Raw genomic sequence first — 24536 nt, 5'->3', positions numbered from 1 at the left:
TTGTTCCGACGTATAGGGTCACCACACTATCGCTCGTGATGACATTTTTTATATCCTCACCCTCCACTAAATTTTGGTGTAAGTATATTGTTCAGTTAAAACAGTGACCATCATGCTTTCTACTATCAAACAAAACCATGAACCTTTTACCATATCAATCCTATCTGATAAAGAGCAAATACACTCGAGACGAGGTCATTGAACGATTTTTGCGAAAGGCCCATATTGATACATCTTCTGAAAAGAATGAGACCAATAGCGGTTACAGCGGTAATTTTTATGGTTGTGACCTAAAGATTGCTCCGATATGCAATTACCGCAATGGTGCCTATCCCGAAGCCGATCTGATATTCGTTAAGCATATGCCTCAAGCCGAAGTAAAAGTGAAAATTCGTGTAAATACTATGGGGCGGCGTTTTCTGTTGTTGTGGATAGGCATAGTGTTATCATTGTTCTTGATTTGCCTAATAGAACAGATATCAAGTAACGCTTGGTCGATGACCGTATTGGCACCTTTGGGCATGGCACTTGCCGGTTATGCGATCATGCTTATTAGTTATCATCTGGAAGTACCTGATCTAAGGAACTTTGTTGAGGAGTTATTGCTGGGCAATTAAGACGAAGGCCTTAGGATATATTTCCTCTTGAACTATTCACACTGACTTACCCACCATTCACTACAATTCCCTACTTTTGCCCCACATCAATACTCCATTATTCTCATGACCAACGAACAAGATCTGTCGATCATATCCAACATCATCAAGAACCGCCGTACCATCAAACCCGCTATGATGAACGGACAAAAGATACCTAACGGCCATGTGGCCGCTTTGCTTGAACTGGCCGACTGGGCCCCTACTCATGCATATACTGAGCCTTGGCGCTTTGTGGTGTATGAGGACGCACCTAAATTTTGCGCGCAGCACGCCGAACTTTACAAACAAGCTGCTGAAGTGGCCGGTAACTTCAATGCGGCAACTTACAGCAACCTGCAAAACATGGGTGCTAACGTGTCGCACGTGATCATTGCTTACATGCACCGCGCCGAAACCTCTAAGATACCAGCCGTTGAGGAAGTGGCCGCAGCATCATGCGCGATCCAAAACCTCTTACTGGGTGCGCAAGCCTTGAACATCGCTTCGTTCTGGAGCACAGGTGGCGCTACATTGAAACCGGTAATGAAAGAGTTCCTGCACCTGGGTAATGAAGACCAGGTATTAGGCCTGTTATACTTAGGTTACAGCGAAGCCAAACCAGAAGGCGTACGCAAGACCCCACTTGCCGAGAAAGTAAAGTGGGTATAGTAAGCTTGTAGCTTCAAAAATACCTCTGAATAGACCCTTTCAATGCCGATATGTACCGGCATGAAAGGGTCTTTTATTTTAAGATGCATCCCCTTCATCCGTCCAACGGCCTGTCGCTGTCTTAACATCTTTTTTGGCTATTGTAACCCTTATTGCCTAAATTGCGTACCACGCAACTGAACACCTTTGCCCATGAACCAACAGCAGATACTTGATCAATTGAAGCAGAACGGCAATACGCACATTAAATTTGCCTTTGCTGATATAGACGGTATCTTACGGGGCAAAGTGATCCACCTCAAAAAGTTCGAGGCTGGCTTGAGCCAGGGCTATGGCTTTTGCGATGTGGTGTTCGGGTGGGATAGCCAGGATCAGGGGTATGATAATACCTCTTTCACGGGATGGCATACCGGCTACCCGGATAAGCCCTGCCGTATAGACCTGTCCACCTTCCGTACCATACCCTGGCAAAATGATATGCCGTTCTTCCTGGCCGATTTTAGCGGCGAAGGAAATGAGAACGTGCCTTGTCCGCGTACCTTGCTTAAAAAGATCGCCGCCGAGTGCGAGGCCATGGGCTTCCATCCTGAATTTGCACAGGAGTTCGAGTGGTTCAATTTCAGTGAAACTTCGCGCTCGTTAGAGCAAAAGAAGTTCACCAACATAGAGCCTTTGACGCAAGGCATGTACGGCTACTCTATCCTGAGGCCATCGCAGCAGAACTCCTATTACTATGACCTGGTGAACTTGTTGACCCAGTTCGATATCCCGATCGAGGGATTGCATACCGAGACCGGTCCGGGTGTATATGAAGCGGCCATCATTCATGACCATGTTTTGGCCGCGGCAGATAAGGCTGCGCTGCTGAAGAATTCTGTAAAGGAGATCGCCTCCATGTACGGCATCATGGCCTCCTTCATGGCTAAATGGAGCGAGAAACTGCCCGGCTGCAGCGGCCACATCCACCAAAGCCTATGGAGCGCCGACAAGGCCACCAACCTATTTTACGATGAGGCGGATGAGCTGAACATGAGCGAGCTCATGAAGCATTATGTGGCCGGTCAGCTGTATTGCCTTCCGCATCTCATCCCTATGTATGCGCCTACCGTGAACAGTTACAAGCGTTTAGTGGAAGGCGCCTGGGCACCTACCACCATTACCTGGGGCGTCGATAACCGCACCACCTCGTTACGTGTGCTCAATCATGCACCCGAGTATACCCGGCTCGAGACCCGCATACCGGGAGCTGACAGCAACCCTTACCTGGCCCTTGCGGCATCGCTGGCATCAGGCTTGTATGGTATCAAGCACAAGCTGCCTTTGGCCTTACCACCGGTCAGTGGCAATGGTTACACGCATAAAAGCAACGGCAACATACCGGGCAACCTGTATGAGGCGGCCATGACCATGAAGAACTCGGCTATAGCCAAGGAGCTTTTTGGCAGTGCCTTTACCGAGCATTTCACCAATACCCGGATCTGGGAATGGCGGCAGTTTAGCCAGCATGTTACTGACTGGGAACTAAAAAGATATTTTGAGATCATCTGACCTTAGACCAAGGGTCAGGACCAACCAATTATGGACCACGAATTAAGCAAGCTGATCGTCAGGAAAGCATGGGAAGGCTATGATGCCTCCCGTGTGATCCGCAGCATCGACGACATCAGCGCCAACGTTTCTACCAACTTTGTTTACCGCATCACCTTCGAGGATGATGACATCATTATCGCCAAGCTATCCAACTTTGGCAAATACGATTATTTTAAAGAGGACCACCGCATCATCCAGATGCTGGGTAATAACCTCCTTTACCCGTACGAGAATTTTTTAGCCAAATCACTGCTTAAGAACAACCGGGTATACATCTATCGCCACCGTCAAAATGGTGTGGACGCCTGGGTGGTATTCTACAACCCTACCCGCATACTGGAGCGTTTGCCACGCCGTTTAGAGGATAGCAATATCCGTAAGTTCGCGCAGCAGGCGGCCAAGTTCCACAAGGCCTGCTCAAGAGCCAGCAAGGTGTTGCCTAAGTCGTCAAAAACGATGCGCACCGACATTAACAACTTATTGGAGCAGGTGAATAAGGACGAGAGCCAGTTCGGTACCCGCAGCCAGGTGGACCTGTTGCGCTACCACTGCGACCTGTATCTTAAGGCACGCACCAAATACGCCGCCAACACCTTCGAGACCATACCGGTCTTTATCGATTGGAACATCGGCAACTTCTCCATCACCCATAAACAGGAACTTTACTCACGCTGGGATTACGACTGGTTCAGGATGAGCAACCGCATCATGGACTTCTACTTTTTTAGCCGGGTGGTATCTGACGTGGGCGACCGTACGGTGTTCAGCTATTATATCACCACGCTGATGGAGAACCGCTTTATGCTTTTCCTTGAAGAGTATCACAAGCTGAACCCGCTCACCGTGAACGAGATACACTTCATGAAAGAATGCTACCGCTTCTTCATCCTCAACTATGTGATCAAGGATGGCAAGCATTTTTTCCACGAGCAGTACGCGGTAAAACTACAGCAGGAGGCCTACGACATCTACCTGCCATCGGTAGACCGTGATTTTGATGCCGAAAAGATCATCAAACATTTAAAATTGAAATAACAACGCTATACTATCCATGCTAAACATCACCGAGTTCAAAAACGTTGTCGACCAGTATAAGGTCATCTTCTTCGACTCGTTCGGGGTGATCAAAAATTACAATGGACTGGTGCCAGGCATGCTCGAGACCTTTGAGTACCTGGACCGCATGCAAAAGGAATACTACATCGTGACCAACGATGCCTCGCGCAGTCCGCAACAACTGGCCGATTCGTTCCATAGATTGGGCTTACACATGATCACGCCCGAAAGCATCATTTCGTCGGGCATGCTGGCCAAAGAATATCTGGAGCTGAAGGTACATGATGGCATGGTGGCTTACCTGGGCACCGATGATTCGGCACACTACATTGAGAGCGCCGGCCGTAACACCATCGCCGTGCGGGACATTACGCCGGAGAATATTGACCGCGTGAACGGCCTGGTATTCATGGACGACGAAGGTTTTGACTGGTTCAATGACCTGAACAAAGTAGTGAACCTGATGCGCCTGCGTAACATACCGGCTATAGTGGCCAATACCGATTACGCTTACCCGCGCAGCATGAACGAGGTGGCCATAGCTGTAGGCGCCCTGGCTAATATGATCGAGCACATCGTGGGCAAACGTTTTATCAGGTTCGGCAAGCCCGATTCGCAAATGTTCATGTTCGCCTATGAGTTGGCCCGGGCCAAAAGCGAGGTGACCAAACAAGACATCTTAATGGTGGGCGATACCCTGCAGACCGACATTTTAGGCGGCAACAAGTTCGGCCTCGATACGGTGCTGGTACTTTCGGGCAATACCCTACCCGAGGATGCAGAGGTACGTATCAATTCATCGGGCATCGTCCCCACCTACATCTGCCCTACTGCGGTGGTGGTGTAAGATCATTTCGTCAACATACAAAAAGGCTTGCCACAATGCGTGACAAGCCTTTTTTGTTATGTGGTCGGTCTGTACTTATTGTGCTTGCAAAATGAACCAAGGCAATGCATCGCTGATCATGGGTACTACCGATGTAGCATGCGTTCCGCCGGTTATTGGCTTCAACGTTACGCTGGTGGCGCCTGCTGCAATGAAACGGTTGTAGGTGTTTTGGGTGGTCTCATAGAACACGTCGGCATCCGCGGTGCCGTGGTACAAGCGCGTTTGGCTTTTAGGTGCCCAGTTAGGGAAACTGTTCGCTGCTACCTTGGCCTTAAAAGCGGGCTCGGCGCTGGCATTGTTCAGGGCCGCAAAAAAGGTAGGGTTGAACAGGCCGTTGGTGCCGGTCAGGTTGGTGGTCAGCTCGTTGTTGATCTGAGTACCGTTCTTCGATCCGTCAAGCAGGCTATTGATCTTGGCCGCATAAGTGTCGTTGAAGTATTCGTCCAATCGACGGTTAAAGCCGTACAGGCTGTTGTAGCTTTGAATAAAGATGGAGAAGAATGAAGGGCTTGGATAAGTGGTGGCCGTACCTATTTTGGCCAGCATGCCAGTGATATCGTACCCACCTGCGCCTTCGGCTGCTGCGGTAACGGTAAGTCCGTGGCTCGAGTTGGTCTCGATCTCGCGCTGGGCGGCCATGGTCACATAGCCACCTTCCGAATAGCCGATCAGGAACAACTTACTACTCACACTCTTGCTCTGCGACTTTAAATAGTATTTGACCGCCTTGATCATGTCCACCACCGCAATACCTGATGACTGCATATCATAATATGGATGAATGATATCCTTTGATACGCCAAAGCCGATAAAGTCAGGTATAACGGTCACGAAACCCGCAGAAGCGAACAACTCAAAGCCGGTCGACGAGGCCGGAAAGTTAGACGGTGCATCAGCATCGGCGAACATGGTGCCGTGCTGGGCGCTCAGGATAGCCGGCGCTGCCGTCATGTTTTTAGGGATACCCACCAGGCCCGACGCCTGGATGGTCTTACCGTTAAAGGTGGTGTTGTAGGTCAGTTTGAAGTAGTCCACATCGTACTGCAGCGCAGAAGTGAAGGCGCCAAATCCCGATGCCGAAGCAGCGACCTGTAATTGCGCCTTGGTAAGACTTGCCGCTGGCGCTACCGAAACGTACTGCTCTTTCCCCTGCTCGCTGCCACCGTTGTCGGTATCGTTGTCCTTGCTGCAGCTTGCGGTGAAAAGCACCAGCATCAACGAACAAACAAGGTACTGTAACTTATTTTTTTTCAACATTTTATGGATGATAATTTACTGCAAGATACGACCACTTGCTCCCAAAAGTTGCATCAGAAATGATAAATAAACATTCCTGAAAGGTGAAGATCCTGTTAATTGATAAAGTCGAACAGGAACAGTAGCGCAGTGGCAAAAAGAATGATGAGCCCGCCGATGAACATCACATCGGCCACACGCTCATAACGGCTACCGACCTTAATGCTGCCCCGTATGGAAAGGAAGGATAATATACAACTGGCCATGAAAAACACGATGGCTATGGCCACCAGTTCATCGATCACACTGCGTGCGGCAAGATCCAGGAACTTGAGCGAGGTAAGTACCACAAAGCATATACCCAACAAGTTGGATGAAGCGTTCAGGATGTGTGGCGACCGTTCGTTGTTCATGGTTACTGATCTTTACAGGAGCGGTATCTTCACATAAAAGGTGGAGCCTTTCTGTAGCTCACTCTTTACGGTCAAGTGTCCGCCAAGGGCCTCTATATGGCTTTTGACCAGGAACAGGCCCAAGCCTTTGCCCTCTACCTTAAAATCAAAACGCTTATACGGCTTGAACATTTCGTGCCCGTGTTTATTCAGGTCGATGCCCTTACCATTATCGGCCACGTAGATCACCGTATGCTCATTGGTTTGGTAATGATCGATCTTAATGTATGGCGTTTGCCTTGATCGGTATTTGATGCCGTTGCTGATCAGGTTGTAAAAGATGCTATGCAGGTATGCCCTGTTGGTGCGGATGATGAGTGGCTTAGATGATATGGTGATCTCGGCATCGTTAAGCAGGATCGGCTGCTGCAGATCGATCAGTACCTGTTGCAGCATGTCCTGAAAGTTCACTGGCTCCTTAAGCAGATCCTTACTGGCATTATTAACGGTGAGTATGTAACTCAGGTCCTTGATCACCGTGTCAAGGTTATTGACCGACTTGGTGAGCTCGGCCAGCGTCTGGCTCTGCGTTTCGGGATCGTCTTTAAATATCTCGAGCAGATTGGCCAGGCCCACGATATTAGCCACCGGCGACCGCATGTTGTGCGATACGATGTAGGCGAACTGGTGCAGCTCCTTGTTTTGCCGATAGAGGTCATCGGCCAGGAGGCGCAACTCCAATTCGGCCATCTTTTTCTCGGTAATGTCGGTATGGATCACCACGCACATTTCCATTTTGCCCTGCTCGTTCATTATGGGAGTTAATCTGAGCAAGTTCCAATAGCCGGCGCCGTCCTTTTTCTCGCACTGCATCTCCAGCTCCATCGAGCGGCCGTTGGTCAGGTTGTCGCGTGCCTCGGCGGTACGTTCAGCCCCTTCGTTACCCAGCGAAAGCACCTGGTTGAGCCCGCGCCCAATGGCATCATCAAAAGTGAATCCGCTGATCTGGGTAAAACCATCGTTGATGAACTCGATCTCGAACGTGCTGTTCAACACCATCACCCCATCAGTGATCTTATCAGCAACAAGAGAAAGCTTTTTAAGATTTTTTTGTAGCGATACCCGCTCAGTGATATTGCTCACCATCAAGTAGTACTCAATGGCCCTACCATTGAGCAGCACCGGTATAATGGTCAAGTTAACATGTAACAGCTTGATACGGTCTGTAACAGCTTCCATATCGAATGTACAAGCCTGCCCTTTGGTGCGGGCCTCGGCAAAGCACTTTAACACTTTGTAACGGTACCTCGGCGGTATCAGCGTTAAGGCACCTTGTTGCAGGGTGCTTAACGTATGTCCAGTGTCGGCCGTAAGTTGCTTATTTATACTGGTCACCTTGCCCGAAGCATCCAAATGTATCACACCTGATAATTGCCCGGCAAAAAGATCAGCGTTGACCTCCTTTAACTTTTGGGCTTGTTGGTCCAATATAGTAAGGCTTACCATGATCATACCGCCTTGCTGATCCGTCCTTGTTAAGGTAATGTCGGCGTAGTGTGGCTCGTCACGGTCAGGAAATAATATTGCCGACCGGACCTCAAGCTTGGCCGAGCGATCATCCAAGAACCTCTGAACCGTAGCTCCATCGCCTGTATCAAGGAATTCGGTTATTGAACTACCTCGCAGCTGTGAGGTGTTATGACCGCTCCATTCCAAAAGATCATCTCCAAAAAAATTGACCCGACCTTTTGGATCAAGCAGTAAATGAAAAGTCATCGGTTGAACGTTATTGACCAAGGGTAATGTCGGAAAGTTACAACAATTATATAATAATGTTAACAAATAACACCATTTTGCAGGATACTCGCTATTTTTTTGACCGGGCTATAGGCACCTCTCTTATCTTCAAAAACATTGACCACGCCTTGATGTTTTTGATGTATAGATAACAGACGATAGCATGAAGAACGGACTATTTGAATACGGCGATCAGGTGGTGATAAATGCCACCGACGAAAAGGGAACAGTGAACAGCAACCAGCTTAAAGATGGCGAGCCTGTAGAGGTGGAGCTGACCAGCGGCGAGGTGAAACAGTACAATGAGGACGAGCTGGCTTTTGACGAGGACTACCAGCCCGATACCGGCGAATAATTATCAGGTGAGCTTAATGGAGGATCTTGAATACAAGTTCCTTCAACAGCTCGCCGTGTGATGCGGTAGAGCCCATACCCTTGCTTTTAAGGTCATACTCGCGCAGCCAGCCAATGATCTGCATGCTTTTATAGTAGTCGAAACTGCGCGATGCCATTTCATAATCCTTCAAAAAATACGGGTTGACGCCTAACTCTTTGGCGAGTGTTTGCGGTGTTTTATCGCGTACGTAATGGTACATGAGCACTTTGCTAAAGAAGTTGTGCATGTTACCCAGTATGAGTACAATAGGATTGGCCTTCGGGTTAGCCTCAAAGTAATTGATGATCTGGTTGGCTTTCACTACATCCTTGCGGATCAGTGCCGATTGCAGCTCAAAAACATTGTATTCCTTGCTGATGCCAATGTTATCCTGAATGTCCTTCAAGCCTATCTCCTGCCCCTGCGGAATGTTCAGCATCAACTTATCCAGTTCATTGGCGATCTTCGACAGATCATTACCCAGATATTCGCACAGCATGGCCGCCGCCTGCGCGCTGATGCGGTAATTCTTTTCAGAAGCATGGCTCTCGATCCACCCCGGTACCTTGTTATCATATAACGAGGCTGATTCGAAAACCAGCCCGTTCTTTTCGATCGCCTTATAAGCCTTTTTACGTTTATCGAACTTGCCGTACTTGTAGCAGAACACCAGAATAGTGCTTTTCAGTGGAGCATCCAAATAGCTTAATACTGGGTTGATACCTTTTTTATCGGCATCTTCTTTTCCCCATTTCAGATCTTGTGCTTCTTTAACGATGATCACCTGGTATTCGGCCATCATGGGGTAGCGTTTCGCCGCGTTGATGATGGTCATGATATCGGTATCCTTGCCGTACAGTACGGTCTGGTTAAAGCCTCTTTCGCCATCGGTCAGGATATTACTTTCCATATAGTTAGCTATACGGTCAATAAAGTAAGGCTCTTCGCCGTGCAACAGGTACAAGGGGCGGTACTTACGGCTTTTAAGGTCTTTGAGGATATCGTTCGCGGTCATCGTTTACGATGGGCAATTTACAAATAAGCGTTAGGATGTGCCCAAAATTAATGATCTTTGACACCAATGGACCTCTTGCAGCCACTGGCCCTGCCGCCCTACCCTTTCAAACTTACTGACCAGAACGGGCAGCTTTTCATCTTTGACGAGATACGAAAACGCAAGATCATGCTCACACCAGAGGAATGGGTGCGCCAGCATTTTGTGCAATACCTGATCAGGGTAAAGAACTATCCGCGTTCACTGATCAAACTGGAAGGTGGTATGCGACTGCACGGGATGCCTAAACGTACCGACATTGTAGTGTACGATCCGCACGGCCAAAAGATATTGATGGTGGAATGTAAGGCCCCCGGAGTAGCCATTGATCAAAAGGTATTTGACCAGATCGCCCGTTATAACATCACCCACCGGATACGGTTATTGGCCGTGAGCAACGGGCTGCAGCATTACTATTGCGATATTGATCTGGAAGCACGCAACTACCGCTTTATACAGGAATTACCTGCCTACGGTGATCACTCGACAGGCTGATGCCTGCGGGCACTGCGGTGGTGTACCAGTTTCAAGATCTTCTCCTTCAACTCATCGGGTTTAAAAGGTTTGGCCACATAATCGTTCATACCGGCGCTAAATACCTTTTCACGAATATCGGTTAGGGCCGAAGCTGTTAGCGCGATGATCGGCACGGCGGCCTTTTGATGGTCGGCCATCTTACGTATCTCCATGGCGGCATCAAAGCCATTCAATACGGGCATCTGGAGGTCCATAAGCACGATATCGAAGTTACCGTAGCTCATCATTTCTACGGCGCGCTCCCCATTCTCGGCAAAGGTGGACCGTACATGCCACTTGGAAAAAAATTTCTTCATCAACATGGTGTTCACCATATTATCTTCGGCCACCAGGATGTGCAGATCGCTCATCTCCTGCTCTTCGGCCGATACGGCCTTTACTTTGGCCACAACAGGCTCCTGGGCTACCTCATTGATGAGTGGCAGCACCATATCGAACCAAAACTCAGAGCCTTGGCCCGGCTTACTGGTCACCTGCATTTGGATTCCTTTCAATTCGAGCAAACGCTTAACGATAGCCAGGCCTAAGCCAGTACCACCATATTTACGGGTGGTTGTGATAGACTCTTGCGTGAAAGGCTCGAAGATCGCTTTCAAATTGTCCTGCTCGATACCGATGCCTGAGTCGCGTACCGAGAACCTGACGGTCACCTGATCTTCGCGTTGCTCCTGGCAGCTTGCCTTCACCTCCACAAAGCCTTGGCGGGTGAACTTAATGGCGTTGCTCACCAGGTTAAAAATGATCTGTGTGATCCGGGTAGGGTCACCGATCAGCGTTTTGTTACGCAGCACATCATCTATCTTAAGCTTGAACACCAGGCCCTTTTCGTTAGCCTTGATGATCTGCCCACCGCAAATGTTGTTCAGCAGCTCAGGTAGGTCGAGCCGTATATTCTCGAATACCACCTTACCCGACTCGATCTTGTTGAAGTCGAGCACATCGTTCACGATGGCCAACAGGTTATTAGCGGAGAATTTCAGGATCTCGAGATTCTCTTCCTGATCCTTACGCGGGTTGCCCATCATAAGTAGATTACTCATCCCGATCACCGCGTTCAACGGTGTACGTATCTCATGCGACATGGTCGACAAGAACTCCGACTTGGCGTGCGATGATTTCTCTGCCTTATCGATCGCCACTTCCAGTGTTTCGTTTAGGCGGGTCTGCTCCTCACTGGTACGCTTGAGCTCGAGTATATTTTTCAGGAATGCGTTATAAAAGTGGTTGTGTATGAACACCATGACCACGAAGTTAGCCAGCACACACAATATAAGTGTGAACTGGTCCAGATGTACCGGCCTGATGTTGATGATATAAATATTGTTATAAGTATATACCATGAACATCAGCACCGGCGACAGGTTGGCGAGTGAGTATAATAGTCCCCAGTTTTGCCCCAACATGTAGAAACTGAATATGATGATCAGTAATACCAGTTGAATAGAAATGATATCTATCTTTTGGAAGATGATGAACGCATCGGCCAGGTTCAGCAAGGTGCCCATCACCAGCAAAATGTGCGCTACCAGCTTCCAATCTCCCTTCCAGGTTAGGTATTTAAATAGCATAACCACCGTGACCAGTATGCCGCCTGACATAGCCACCAGTGCACCTTCATGCGAATACAGCACACTTAAGAAAACCGCGCCTACACAGGCGAATACCACCCACAGGCCGTAAAAAAGCAAGCGAATACGTGCCTGAGTAAGCATCGATTGCTCATCTGACAATATATTCGCTATGGATAGGTTCAAAAAACCAGCTTTATTACTCATTAGTTCGGTCGTCCTGTTTATTACCAGCTATGCAGCATGCATAAGCTCAGGCAACGAAGCAATTACAATTAATTTGCCAAGAATTGTAAGCTCTCTTCCAGTGCCTTTAGCTTAGATTCAGCATCTGACTGTTTTTTGCGTTCGTTGGCAATGACCTCTGGCTTGGCGTTGTTCACAAACTTCTCGTTAGACAGCTTTGCGTTCACCGACTTAAGGAACCCATTCAGATACTCGATCTCTTTTTGTATCCGTGCGCGTTCGGCGTCAACATCGATGTTATTACCCAGAGGTACAAAGAACTCGTCGGTAGATACCATGAAGCTGGCCGCTCCGGCTATGTTGCTATCCGTATGTGTTATATTTCCAAGGTTGGCCAGTTTGGTCAGTACCGGCAAAAATGCGTCGAAGCTGATCGCCGAGTTGCTTTTGATGTAAAGGTCAAGGCTCTCTTTAGGCGATAACTGCTTGCTGCTGCGAATATTACGAATTTCTGCCACAACTTGTTTAACGTTCTCGAAAGTATTTACCAACACTCCTTCAGGTTGTGAACCGACGGGTTGTTGAGCCACTATACAGCAGTCTTTCTCGTCACGCTGACCGAATATCTCGTCGTGCCATAACTCCTCAGTAATGAACGGCATGAATGGATGGAGTACTTTCAGGATGTCCTCAAAAAAGCTTACCGTTGCTTTGAAGCTCGCCGCATCGATCGGTTGCTGATAGGCCGGCTTTACCATTTCCAGGTACCAGGCGCAAAAGTCGTCCCATACCAGTTTGTAGATCGCCATGATCGCTTCCGACAGGCGGTACTGGCCGAACAGTTCGTCTATCTCCAACAAGGCCTGCTCAAAACGGGCTTTGAACCAGGTGATCGCGGTCTCGTTCTTGTTCTCCAGGTTCTCATCTACCTCCCAGCCCTTTACCAGCCTGAATGCATTCCAGATCTTATTAGCAAAGTTGCGCCCCTGCTCGCAATAGCTTTCATCGAACATGAGATCATTGCCGGCAGGCGAGCACATGAGCATACCTACGCGCACACCATCGGCCCCGTATTTATTGATCAGGTCGATCGGGTCGGGCGAGTTGCCTAATGACTTGGACATTTTGCGGCCAAGTTTATCACGAACGATACCGGTCAGGTACACGTTCTTGAATGGTGCCTGACCTTTGAACTCATGGCCGGCCATGATCATACGAGCCACCCAGAAGAACAGGATCTCAGGAGCGGTAACCAGATCATTGGTCGGGTAATAGTAATTAATGTCGGCATTATCAGGATCCTTAAAACCATCGAATACCGATATAGGCCACAACCACGATGAGAACCAGGTATCAACCACGTCCGGATCCTGCTGAAGGTCGGCAGTGGTCAAGTTAGCATTGTCGGTCGAAAGCTTTCTGGCTTCTTCCAATGCCTCTTCAGCCGTTTTGGCGATCACGTACTGGCCATTAGGCAGGTACCATGCCGGTATCTGCTGGCCCCACCATAACTGGCGGCTAATGTTCCAGTCGCGTACGTTCTCCATCCAGTGGCGGTACGTATTAATGAACTTGTCGGGAATGAGCTTGACCTCACCGTTTAACACATAGTCGAGGGCTGGTTTGGCCATCTCTCCCATTTTGCAGAACCACTGCATCGATAGTTTAGGCTCTATCACCGCATCGGTACGTTCTGAGAAACCTACTTGCGAACGGTATTCTTCTACCTTATCTAACGCACCTGCTTCTTCCAGCATCACGGCGATCTTTTTACGGGCTGCAAAGCGGTCCTCGCCGATCAGTATCTCGGCCTTGTCGTTCAAGGTACCGTCGTCGTTCAAAATGTCGATCACCGGCAGGTTATGTTTTTGACCCAGCTCATAGTCATTCAGATCGTGCGCTGGAGTAACTTTCAAGCAGCCGGTACCAAAGTCCATGGTCACGTACTCGTCCAGGATCACCGGTATCTCGCGGTTTATCAATGGTACGTACACCTTTTTGCCATGCAAATGTGTGTAACGTTCATCGTTAGGGTTGATACATATCGCACTGTCGGCCATGATGGTCTCCGGGCGAGTGGTGGCGATAGTGATATAGCTTGCGGATTGCGCGTTCTCAGTTGCCTGAGCTTCCTCTACCGGCAACTCACCGCCCGCGATCATGTAGCGAATGTAATAAAGCTTCTGGTTCACCTCTTTGCGGATCACCTCCTCGTCTGACACGGCGGTGAGGCCTTTAGGGTCCCAGTTCACCATGCGCACGCCGCGGTAGATCAGGCCTTTTTTGGCCAGATGGATAAAGGTATCGATCACCGCTTCAGACATATCATCCTCCATGGTGAAACGGGTACGGTCCCAATCGCAAGAGGCGCCCAGTTTTTTCAATTGATCAAGGATGATACCGCCGTATTTCTCTTTCCACTCCCAGGCGTATTTCAAGAACTCCTCGCGGGTAAGATCAGCCTTGGCTATACCACGCTCTTTAAGCATGGCCACCACCTTGGCCTCGGTAGCTATACTGGCATGATCGGTGCCGGGTACCCAGCAGGCGTTCTTGCCGCGCATACGTGCACGGCGGATCAGCACGTCCTGTATAGTGTTATTTAGCATGTGGCCCATGTGCAGCACACCGGTCACATTGGGCGGAGGGATCACGATCGTATAGGGTTCGCGCTCATCAGGCACCGAACGGAAAAATTTATGCTGTAGCCAATAGCTGTACCATTTATCTTCAACTTCACTGAACTGGTAGGTCTTCGAAATACTCATAGTTCACAAAAATAATATTTTGGCGTAATTAAGTGGCCAGATCAGGCAGCAAGTACGCCTTACATGCAAAAAGGCATCCTTTTGGGGATGCCTTTTTGCTATATTATGATCAGCACACGTTATTGGTTGAGCATGAACACGATCGGGATGGTGTACTTAACACGCACCGGCTGACCATTCTGCTTGCCTGGCTTCCAGGCCGGGGCCAGTTTGAGCACGCGCAAAGCTTCGCGGTCCAATTCTGCCAGTACGCCTTTGACCACTTGTATATCGGTCAGGTGACCGTCCTTCTCTACTACAAAACTCAAGATCACGCGGCCCTCTACCTCGGTATCAGGGTAACGCAGGTTACGTTGCAAAAATTTGCTCCAGGCAGCAGCACCACCGACCGGCTCGGGCATTACTTCCACACCATCAAATATCTTGGTACTTTCACCATTGTCTTCACCTTTAACGCCAACATCCGTTTTGCCAGGTGTGCCACCGTCAAATATCGTGGTCGATGGTTTTGAAGCATCACCTTTATTGTCCACTGAGGCTATCTGCGGATCAGGATCCGGCATCTTAAAGTCCGTCTTCACCTCTTCGCTGGTAATTTTTGGTACAACGAACTTTGTGGTTGACACGTTGGTTTGCTTAACTGTTGATGTTTTAGGAAGATCGACCTTCTTGGTATTCAGTTTAGCTTCTTTGATCTCTTCAAATTTTGGAGGCGTTTTAGGTAATTCCACATCTACCTTGTTTAAAATTGGAGGACAATCAGCAGGCACGATATCATGCCTGAAGGCAATAGTGAGCGAGATGGCGGCGATCGTAAAACCGGTAAGCGTGATGGCCAGGGCCTTCATCATGTTATCTCCGTAATGAGCCCGGAGATCGTAGGCGCCGTAACTTTTGTTCCTGTCGGTGAATACAAGATCGAGCCACTCGTTCTTGTAAAGGTCAAATTTTGAGTTGAGCATGGTGATTAGAATTATATTTTCTAATATAACACTAACACCACCTATATATTTCGCGTACTATCACAATTCCAACTTTGATAGGAGTTTATGCGTTATAACATCAATGATCGCATTTATAAGCGAAGAATGCTGCAAATTAGTGCTTTATTTGAAGCATTCTTTTGATAAATTTATAATTACAAAACACTGAATTTCAGTATTTTAACATTATTTAACATTTCGACTACCAGTCACGGGTATTCACCCGCTTCAAGGTATCGGCCTTAGCTTTTTGCGCAGGCGCATTGTTCACCTCTTCGTTCACCGTCCGCTCTAATTTGGCGCCATAAGTGGTCACCGTACTCAACAATTCGTTAAAAGGTTTCACCGCAAGTTTGGCTTTCATTTTTTCCAGATCAGTGCCTGCGCCATCCACAGGCGCGAACACGCCGTAACGGTTACGCTGGTATGGGGTATACACCATATTTGTTAGCAGCAAACGGTACTTGCCCTCCTTCACATCAACACTCAGGTCGTAAGTGATGGATGCCTGCTCCTGGGCGGTGATCAGTCCTTTTTTGTAGATCAGGATCTGCCCCGTACCGGTGATCCCATTGGCGCCCGCCACTGCGGTCTTTACCCCAACGGCGTTCTTTTTAAGCTCTTTGGCCAGTTTAGGCAGGTCGATGTCTTGCTTCAGCGGGCGTACCTGCATATAGGTGTACTTGTTCTGCTCGCTGATCACCAAACGATCATCGGTTTGGGCCATGCCTATGGCTGCCCATAACAAGGTGGCGAATAACAATATTTGACGTTTCATCATAAAAAAGGCCGCTGCGCAAGTGCAGCGGCCTGTAAATATAGCTCAGTAATTATTAAAATGCATACACTGCCGCTAACACGAATTGTGAAGCGGTCTTGGTAACTGCACCATTACTTTTCAGGAAGTTAGAGGCCTTGCTGGCGTTATCTAACCTAACCTCAGGGATAAAGGTCAAACCACCTGCCTTTACGTTGGCCGTAAAAGTGAAGGCCTTAACATTATCGCCCGGGTTAATGTTCGAGAACGCACCACCGGTCTTGCTTTTGTTCTTGAAGAACTCGCCGCGTAAGCCCAGGGTAACCGCCTTTGAAACGGCCAGTTGTGGGTACAAGGCCGCGCCTGCGAAACCGCCACCATCATTAGGTGCCGAGAAATCGGCCGCGTTCAGGCCCAATTTAAAGGCGTCGGTGATCTGGTAAGCACTGGTCAGGTCCAATTCGGTACCTGAGCGCTTGCCACTCAATACGTTCAAATAAGCGGTCCATCCTTTAACAGGAGACACCATTAACTGTGCGCCAAAGGTAGAAACATCGCTCACCGAACGGTAAACGTTCCAGGTATCGTTAAAGATACCGGCCATCAGGCTTACTTTATCGCTAAAGACATAGGTCAGTTTCAAACCCGCGTTCTGGAACGGACCGTTAGTGAACAGGTATGATGTAGAGTAGTTGAAGTTGCCCACAGGCGATATCACCTCGTAACCCACAAAGGTTGACATGTAACCGGCCGTAACGTTCAACTGATCGGTCAGATCATAGCCTACGTACAGGTTCTGGATGTGGAAGCTGTTGCCGTCCTCGCCATTAGGGATCGATTGGTACTGACCCCGCGGACCGAACGACAATTCACCCACGAACAAGGCACGCTGATATTTCTTTTTAACACCCAGATCTACCATACCGATCGATACCGAATTTGGATCACTGGCAAAGCTGGTACCAATGTTGGACGCTTTACGGTTCTGTAGGTCAAGCTTGTAGTAAGTATCCACCGAGCCAAAAAAAGTAAGGCCCGGGTCGGCCGTCCTGGAGGTGTCTTGTTGCGCCTTTGATGCTAACGTAGCTAACACGAATGCGCCTGCGAGTAAAAATTTCTTTTTCATGAGAGTGTTGTGTGTGATAATTGATCTATTAGTTTGATTTTTAGGTTTTTACGTGCCAAGATCATCATTCCTTAAAGGGCATACCTTTGGCCATCCGGTAAAATTTTGCTTTTTGCCGGCACGGATCAGGACATGAATACTTTGGTACGGAGGATCGCTGTTAAGACCTTATGAACAAGCAGCAGTTAATTGCATTGACATCGGCGTTAACATCATAACACGCAACAGAGGGCCTACCAGCGCGTTGTTGTTGTTCAGCGCTTTTAAGGAGCTTCTGTTTAATAACGACCGAACGTAGCTATGGCTATCCGGTGCAGGCAACAGCCTCTCGGAGAACTTGTAAGCAGTAAAAATGTTCGGCAGGGAACTTTGAAATAAGAGCACCGCGCGTATAGTGAGGCGCGCAGTGCTCTTATCAATTATTATACAGTTAAGCGTTGTGAAGTGTAACGCTCGTCGTGCTGGCTGTAATCCAAACCAACTTCTTCTTCTTCGGCAGTTACGCGAAGTGGTTCGATCAGGTTGACCAGTTTAAAGATCAGGAATGAAACGATGAAGCTGAACGGAACCACGATCAGTAAGGCTTTCAACTGAGTGAAGAAAAAGCCCGGATCACCGTAAAGTAAACCGTTAGGGCCTGCGCTATTAACGGTCTTGGTGGCAAACACACCGGTAAGGATCATACCTACCACACCACCTACACCATGGCAAGGGAACACGTCAAGTGTATCGTCAAGGCTGGTAGTGGTTTTCCAGTGAGCTACCAGGTTAGAGATGATAGCCGCGATGAAGCCGATGAAGATACTTTGTGGGATGGCCACAAAACCTGCACCCGGAGTGATAGCTACTAAGCCTACCACCGCACCTATACAGAAACCTAATACTGAAGGCTTTTTACCACGAACCACGTCAAAGAACATCCATGACAGGCCAGCAGCGCCAGCAGCGGTGTTAGTTGTCAGGAAAGCTGATACTGCCAGGGCATTTGCACCTAAAGCCGAACCGGCATTGAAACCGAACCAACCGAACCAAAGCAGACCGGTACCGATCAATACATAAGGTATGTTAGCTGGAGGAACGCTCAAGCCTTCGATATGAGCTTTACGACGTTTTAAAACCAATGCACCAGCCAAAGCAGCGCAACCGGCCGAGATGTGTACAACGGTACCACCGGCGAAATCCCAAACACCCATTACGGCCAAAAAGCCTTTCGGATGCCAGCTCCAGTGTGCCAATGGGCAATATACCAACAGGCTGAACAGTACAGTGAACAGGATGTAAGATGTAAAACGGATACGCTCGGCAATGGCACCTACCACCAGACCTGGGGTAATGATCGCGAACATCAGTTGGAATACCGAGAACAATGAACGTGGGATAGTTGGTGCCAGATCCCATGGACCGCTTGAGTTCACGCCTTTAAAGAACAGGTGAGTTCTTGGGTCGCCGATGAATCCACCGATCGAATCACCAAAGCAAAGGCTGTAACCTACAACGATCCATAATACGGTAACAACACCAGCTGCTACAACGCTTTTGATCATGGTAGAAAGTACGTTCTTACGGGTAACCATACCACCATAAAAGAACGCGAGGCCTGGGGTCATTAAGAACACCAAAGCAGCTGCCACTATAACCCATGCGATATCCGCACCGTTATACTTGGTAGCATCTGCAAAGTCGGGCAGTGCCGGGACAAAGATGGCCGCGACGGCTATCGCGAGCAAAATGAGAAATGGCAGGAACCTTTTGAACGAATTTTCCATTGTTTTGTGTCTTTTGGGTTAGATTTTGATCATTAAGTGATTATTTCAATTAGTTTTTCTAAAATTAGCATTAAAAAATCAAAAAACCTCAAACAATTTTAATAAAATTCTGCAAAACATGCATTTCGCACAATTTTATATCTCAGCTTATCATCTACCCTAATTTTATTTCTCCAAAGTTTAGCACAGTTCTGATATGTATATTCTATTAGCAGCAATTGCCAAATAATTAGCATATTTTATTGACGGCTCCCACAATTATGCGCTTTTAGGAGCGCTGGAGACACTTACAGAGGCATCGATCGTAAATTTACACTGCATAGTTCTATATATAATAAGGTATAAGCCTATCTTTGCCGGTACTTGAACCCACGATCCGATCAAATATTCTATAAAAAGTATGTCAAACATTCGCTTTAATGCTCTACAAACGGTACTCAGCCGTACAATTCCTGAAATAAAGCCACCGTCGCCCAAGATCTCTGACTTTTTTGGCGCAAATGTGTTCGATAAAAAGAAAATGAAACAATATCTATCGACTGAAGCTTACGAAAGCATCATCGAGTCGATAGAACAAGGTGTACCGATCGAGCGTGAGGTGGCCGACCAGGTAGCCTCGGCCATGAAAGCATGGGCCATCAGCAAAGATGCTACCCATTATACTCACTGGTTCCAGCCGCTTACCGGTACCACTGCCGAAAAACATGACGCCTTTTTTGAAATGACCGCCGATGGCGCCATGGAAAAATTCAGTGGCAACGCACTGGCCCAGCAAGAGCCCGATGCATCGAGCTTCCCGAGTGGCGGCATCCGTAATACTTTCGAGGCCCGCGGCTACACTGCCTGGGATCCGTCATCACCGGCGTTCATCATGGGTCGCACCTTATGTATTCCTACCGTGTTCGTATCATATACCGGAGAGGCCCTCGACTATAAAGCTCCTTTATTAAAGGCATTGCATGCACTCGATAAGGCCGCGGTAGACATTTGCCAGTACTTTGACAAGAGCATTGAAAAGGTACATGCCTCATTAGGTATAGAGCAGGAATACTTTTTGGTGGATCTGGCACTGTTCAACGCCCGCCCCGACCTGTATTTGACCGGCCGTACTCTGTTCGGCCATATGTCGGCCAAGAACCAGCAGTTGGAAGATCACTATTTTGGATCGATCCCTACCCGGGTGTACGCCTTTATGCAGGATTTTGAGAACGAAGCATTGCAACTGGGCATCCCTGTGAAGACCCGCCATAATGAGGTAGCACCATCTCAATTTGAGTGCGCCCCTATATTTGAAGAGATCAACCTGGCCATTGACCATAACCAGTTATTGACCGATATTATGGACCGCGTGGGCAAGCGCCATAACTTTAAAGTGTTGCTGCACGAAAAGCCTTACGCCGGCGTGAACGGGTCAGGTAAGCACAACAACTGGAGCATGGTGACCAATACCGGTAAGAACTTATTATCGCCGGGTAAAACGCCCAAGAGCAACCTGATGTTCCTGACCTTCTTTGTAAACACCATCAAGGCGGTATATGAGCATGCTGACATCTTGCGTGCATCGATAGCCTCCGTGAACAACGATCACCGCCTAGGTGCTAACGAAGCTCCACCTGCCATTATCTCTATCTTCCTGGGCAGCCAGCTAAGCGATGTGCTCGACGAGATCGAGACCTCGCGTATCAGCAAAAAAGCCAAGGTAGAAGCGCTGCTGTGGCAAGGTATCCCGAAGATCCCGCAGATCCTACAGGACAATACCGACCGTAACCGCACCTCTCCTTTTGCCTTCACCGGTAATAAGTTCGAGCTGCGTGCTGTAGGTTCATCGGCCAACTCGGCCAACCCGATGACCATCCTGAACCTGATCGTTGCCGATCAGCTCAAAAAGTTCAAGGTAGATGTAGATAAGCTGCTGAAAAAAGGTGAGAAAAAGGACGTTGCCCTGCTTACCATCATCAAGCGTTATATCAAAGAATCGAAAGCTATTCGCTTTGAAGGCAACGGTTATAGCGAAGAGTGGGAGAAACTGGCCGCCGAGCGCGACCTGCCTAATATAAAGACCACACCTAAAGCGCTTGACGCCCTGATCACCGAAAAGGCTCAGAACGTATTTGAGACCACCGGTGTGTTCAGCCGCAGAGAGGCACATGCCCGCCACGAGATCCTGCTCGACGACTTTTACAAAAAACTACAGATCGAGGCCCGCGTAATGGGCGAACTGGTGAACAGCGTGATCATCCCGGCAGGTATCACTTACCAAAGCAAACTGGTAGAGAACGTACGGGGCTTGAAAGAGATCGGGCTTGACGAATCGACCTACAGTGCTCAGGTAGACATCATCAAACGGATCGCTGATCACATCAACTTCATCAAGACCAATACCGAGGAGATGGTTGAAGAGCGCAAGAAAGCCAACGCCATCGACGATACTCGTGAAAAGGCTATCGCGTACGACGAAAAGGTAAAGCCTTACTTTGATGGCATCCGCTATCATGTTGACAAACTGGAGCAACTGGTGGACGACTCTTTATGGCCGCTGCCCAAATTCAGAGAACTCCTGTTCATTAAATAAGCATTCAAGCCCTCGCCAAAAGCGGGGGCTTTTTATTAAGTAAGCTTTATATATTTACGGTCGATCTAAACCATTATCGTTTTTTATGTATGAGGTAAAGGAAACAGGAGGGACTCGTATAGGTCTCATACGCTCAACATGGCCGTTCGGGGAGCTTTTTGTGAGCAAGAACAGAATGGAGGTCAGTGGCGGCTTGGCTGGAACGGTAGTTTTCAAACCAACGGACGTGATCAGGATCGTACCACAAGGCTCTTTCCTAAATATTACTGCAGGCACTATCCAGATCATACATAATGTGTCCCATTACCCTAAGAGGATCTATTTTTCGTATTCGGGAAGCTCGAGAGAATTATTATCGAGGATCGAACGCACTGGTTTTTTAGATAAAGACAGGTGCGAGCGGGATCCTGAACAGGAAGAAACGATCAATGCCATACAGCGATCAGGTTACTTCCCTATCAAAAAATGGCCTGCCATATTCGTTGTGGGTGTTTGGAACCTGTTGATCCTTGCCGATATCACAGGTATATTCGGCCATGAAAGTGGCAGATCAGGGCCACTTAGTTTTGTAGATTTAAGCTTTTTATGGACCGTCTGCTTACTGCTCCTATTTAGTCAAAAGATCCGCCAGATCCTCATGAAGCAAGAGCATTCATTCGCCTACATAAGATCATCGTTATATTTCATAGTCTTTGTAGCTTCTATGATGCTGATCCTTAGTTACGGCATGTTGCTTACTTAGCAAAAAAGTCGGCGTGTTTGTGCTGTTTGATGAACACCTGGCGGTACTGGTCGAGCAGTACCGATTTGGATACGAAGCCAACGAACTTTCCATCGCGCACTACGGGCAGCTGCCAGGCATCCAGATTATCAAATACGGTCATCACGCTGCTTACAGGCTGGTTGTAGCTGATCAGTGCAGGCGGGGCCACCATCACATCAGCAACGGTGGTTTGGGCATGGTCGGTGTTGAAGAATTCCTTGCGGATCGCGTCCATCCAGATCACTCCTTTTAATTGATGGTCGGCATCTACCACGGCGAATATATTGGCTGTTGTGGTAGCAAGGATATGATACAGGTCGTCAAGGGACATGTCAGGGTCTACGGCCACATACTTTTTATTGATCAGCGTATCCAGCCGCATCTCGTTCAGCATACTATGGTCCTGATCAGGATGAATATCCTTTTCGTGGATAAGCGACTCCCAGTAAGCATTGTACGACTTGAAGTATCGGGATATGATGTAAGAGATGGCCGATACCACCATCAATGGGATGAATAACAGGTAACCGCCAGTTATCTCGGCAATAAGGAATATCGCCGTCAGTGGTGCATGCAGCACCCCGCTTAGCGCCCCCGCCATCCCGACTGCTATAAAATTACTGGTGTTCAAGTGGATCAGGCCGGTCTGATTTATGCCGTATGCTACAAGTAAACCCAAAAAAGCCCCGGTGAACATGGTGGGCGCAAAAGTACCGCCGTTACCACCGGCCCCAAGGGTGATACCTGTAGCCACGATCTTGATGAACACCAACGCACCGATAAACAAAAGCATGATGAGTGGCTTCGACAGCCAGTCGGCATATAAGGATTCCTCTTTTAAGGCTTCGATATTACCATTCAAGATAGCTTGCATGTAATGGTACCCCTCGCCGAAAAGCGGCGGGAAGAGCAGGATCAGCACACCTAATAATAAGCCACCTGCAATGGCCCGCACATAGCGGTTCTGTTTAGTGAAGATACCCCTCTCCAGGTCATGCCCTACCTTATTGATGTACACGGCCACTAAACCGCTAAATATCCCCAGCAAAGCATAAAAGGGCAAGGCCTGCACAAGCCAACCTTCGGTAACGAGGTGGAACAATTGCCGTGGGTTGAGTAATTTACCCACCACTGCACCTGTTGCCGAGGCAATGAGCAGCGGAATAAAGGTTGGGATAGTGATCTCGCCAATGATCACCTCGAGTGCGAACAGTACACCTGCTATCGGGCTGTTGAATACCGCCGCAATACCCGCAGCCGATCCGGCGGCCAGCAACACGGTCTTTTCGTAAGTGCTCAACTTGAAGAAACGCCCGGTATTAGATCCAATGGCCGCACCGGTGACCACGATAGGCGCCTCCAAGCCTGACGAACCGCCGAAGCCCACCGTAAGCGAACTACTGATCAAATGCGCATAAGCGTTATCATGCTTGATGTTGGCTTTGTTACGTTTGATGTTCATCAGCAGGTTGCCTATCCCCTTTTGCATACTGTCCCGATTGATCAGGTGCTGGTACGCTACCGTAAGCAATATACCCACGGCGGGCAATAACAAAAAGCTGTAATGATAAGGAACACGTGCCGCCAACTCGCGGCTCAGTTCCTCCATAAAATGCACCAGGTATTTCAATACTACTGCCGCAAGACCGCCTAAAATGCCTACATATACACTGCTGTACAATAAAAATGTACGACTATTGGTTTGACGGGCACGCCAATGGTTAATGTAAATGTTAAGCTTTTTGAACATGGCAAGGTGCTGATGTAACGCAAAAGTAATGATCTTAAAACAGTAAGCTGTATATTTGACCAT

The 24536-nt window shown here is 48.4% G+C and carries 20 protein-coding genes; 9 read left to right on the top strand and 11 right to left on the bottom strand.

The features are described from left to right. Positions 1–137: 137 nt before the first annotated feature. The 5 genes from LLH06_RS06865 to LLH06_RS06845 all read left to right on the top strand — a co-directional run bounded on the left by LLH06_RS06865 (position 138) and on the right by LLH06_RS06845 (position 4800). Entirely contained in the window at positions 138–617 is a 480-nt protein-coding gene (locus tag LLH06_RS06865) for a hypothetical protein (protein WP_228172525.1), read from the top strand. Positions 618–722: 105 nt separating this feature from the next. Then, a complete protein-coding gene (locus tag LLH06_RS06860; protein ID WP_228172524.1) occupies positions 723–1307 on the top strand; it encodes a nitroreductase family protein in 585 nt (194 codons plus the stop codon). A 192-nt stretch (positions 1308–1499) separates the two neighbouring features. After that, complete coding sequence (locus tag LLH06_RS06855; RefSeq protein ID WP_228172523.1) at positions 1500–2855, top strand: glutamine synthetase family protein; 1356 nt, start codon at positions 1500–1502, stop codon at positions 2853–2855. A gap of 30 nt (positions 2856–2885) precedes the next feature. Continuing rightward, positions 2886–3932 carry a hypothetical protein gene (locus tag LLH06_RS06850; protein WP_228172522.1) on the top strand — a complete coding sequence of 349 codons (1047 nt, stop codon included), beginning with the start codon at positions 2886–2888 and terminating at the stop codon, positions 3930–3932. A 16-nt stretch (positions 3933–3948) separates the two neighbouring features. Continuing rightward, on the top strand, positions 3949–4800 hold the full coding sequence (locus tag LLH06_RS06845; protein ID WP_228172521.1) for a TIGR01459 family HAD-type hydrolase: 852 nt from the start codon (positions 3949–3951) through the stop codon (positions 4798–4800). Positions 4801–4875: 75 nt separating this feature from the next. Here LLH06_RS06845 and LLH06_RS06840 read toward each other — a convergent pair whose 3' ends face one another. The 3 genes from LLH06_RS06840 to LLH06_RS06830 all read right to left on the bottom strand — a co-directional run bounded on the left by LLH06_RS06840 (position 4876) and on the right by LLH06_RS06830 (position 8246). Continuing rightward, complete coding sequence (locus LLH06_RS06840) at positions 4876–6099, bottom strand: alpha/beta hydrolase (RefSeq protein WP_228172520.1); 1224 nt, start codon at positions 6097–6099, stop codon at positions 4876–4878. Positions 6100–6194: 95 nt separating this feature from the next. Then, the gene (locus LLH06_RS06835) at positions 6195–6491 is read right to left on the bottom strand and encodes a hypothetical protein (RefSeq protein WP_228172519.1); all 297 of its coding nucleotides are present in this window, start codon (positions 6489–6491) and stop codon (positions 6195–6197) included. A gap of 12 nt (positions 6492–6503) precedes the next feature. After that, on the bottom strand, positions 6504–8246 hold the full coding sequence (locus tag LLH06_RS06830) for a PAS domain-containing sensor histidine kinase (protein ID WP_228172518.1): 1743 nt from the start codon (positions 8244–8246) through the stop codon (positions 6504–6506). Between the two features lie 184 nt (positions 8247–8430). On the opposite strand from LLH06_RS06830, the gene LLH06_RS06825 reads away from it, so the two are divergent. Beyond that, entirely contained in the window at positions 8431–8622 is a 192-nt protein-coding gene (locus tag LLH06_RS06825; protein WP_228172517.1) for a hypothetical protein, read from the top strand. Between the two features lie 13 nt (positions 8623–8635). On the opposite strand, the gene holA is transcribed toward LLH06_RS06825, so the two are convergent. Then, positions 8636–9658 carry a DNA polymerase III subunit delta gene (gene holA, locus LLH06_RS06820; protein ID WP_228172516.1) on the bottom strand — a complete coding sequence of 341 codons (1023 nt, stop codon included), beginning with the start codon at positions 9656–9658 and terminating at the stop codon, positions 8636–8638. A 66-nt stretch (positions 9659–9724) separates the two neighbouring features. Here holA and LLH06_RS06815 point away from each other — a divergent pair, with 66 nt between their 5' ends. After that, positions 9725–10192 carry a type I restriction enzyme HsdR N-terminal domain-containing protein gene (locus tag LLH06_RS06815; RefSeq protein WP_228172515.1) on the top strand — a complete coding sequence of 156 codons (468 nt, stop codon included), beginning with the start codon at positions 9725–9727 and terminating at the stop codon, positions 10190–10192. Here LLH06_RS06815 and LLH06_RS06810 read toward each other — a convergent pair. The 6 genes from LLH06_RS06810 to LLH06_RS06785 all read right to left on the bottom strand — a co-directional run bounded on the left by LLH06_RS06810 (position 10177) and on the right by LLH06_RS06785 (position 19388). Beyond that, a complete protein-coding gene (locus LLH06_RS06810; protein ID WP_228172514.1) occupies positions 10177–12009 on the bottom strand; it encodes an ATP-binding protein in 1833 nt (610 codons plus the stop codon). The two genes, LLH06_RS06815 and LLH06_RS06810, sit on opposite strands and share 16 nt — an antisense overlap. Positions 12010–12077: 68 nt before the next feature. Next, entirely contained in the window at positions 12078–14756 is a 2679-nt protein-coding gene (locus LLH06_RS06805; protein WP_228172513.1) for a valine--tRNA ligase, read from the bottom strand. Between the two features lie 119 nt (positions 14757–14875). Beyond that, entirely contained in the window at positions 14876–15718 is an 843-nt protein-coding gene (locus LLH06_RS06800; protein ID WP_228172512.1) for an energy transducer TonB, read from the bottom strand. Positions 15719–15941: 223 nt separating this feature from the next. Next, positions 15942–16520, bottom strand: coding sequence for a DUF4468 domain-containing protein (locus LLH06_RS06795; protein ID WP_228172511.1), 579 nt, complete (start codon positions 16518–16520; stop codon positions 15942–15944). A 52-nt stretch (positions 16521–16572) separates the two neighbouring features. Continuing rightward, positions 16573–17622, bottom strand: a complete 1050-nt coding sequence (locus LLH06_RS06790) for a porin (protein WP_228172510.1) — start codon at positions 17620–17622, stop codon at positions 16573–16575. A 422-nt stretch (positions 17623–18044) separates the two neighbouring features. Next, the gene (locus LLH06_RS06785; protein WP_228172509.1) at positions 18045–19388 is read right to left on the bottom strand and encodes an ammonium transporter; all 1344 of its coding nucleotides are present in this window, start codon (positions 19386–19388) and stop codon (positions 18045–18047) included. Positions 19389–19788: 400 nt separating this feature from the next. On the opposite strand from LLH06_RS06785, the gene LLH06_RS06780 reads away from it, so the two are divergent. Further along, positions 19789–21960, top strand: coding sequence for a glutamine synthetase III family protein (locus tag LLH06_RS06780; protein WP_228172508.1), 2172 nt, complete (start codon positions 19789–19791; stop codon positions 21958–21960). Between the two features lie 160 nt (positions 21961–22120). Then, positions 22121–22702, top strand: a complete 582-nt coding sequence (locus LLH06_RS06775) for a hypothetical protein (RefSeq protein WP_228172507.1) — start codon at positions 22121–22123, stop codon at positions 22700–22702. Here LLH06_RS06775 and LLH06_RS06770 read toward each other — a convergent pair. Continuing rightward, complete coding sequence (locus LLH06_RS06770) at positions 22695–24536, bottom strand: chloride channel protein (protein ID WP_228172506.1); 1842 nt, start codon at positions 24534–24536, stop codon at positions 22695–22697. The genes LLH06_RS06775 and LLH06_RS06770 overlap by 8 nt on opposite strands.

It is taken from the genome of Mucilaginibacter daejeonensis (assembly GCF_020783335.1).
Classification (GTDB): domain Bacteria; phylum Bacteroidota; class Bacteroidia; order Sphingobacteriales; family Sphingobacteriaceae; genus Mucilaginibacter; species Mucilaginibacter daejeonensis.
Note: the sequence above shows the minus strand (reverse complement) of the source record. Positions and strands in the feature narration are given on the sequence as shown.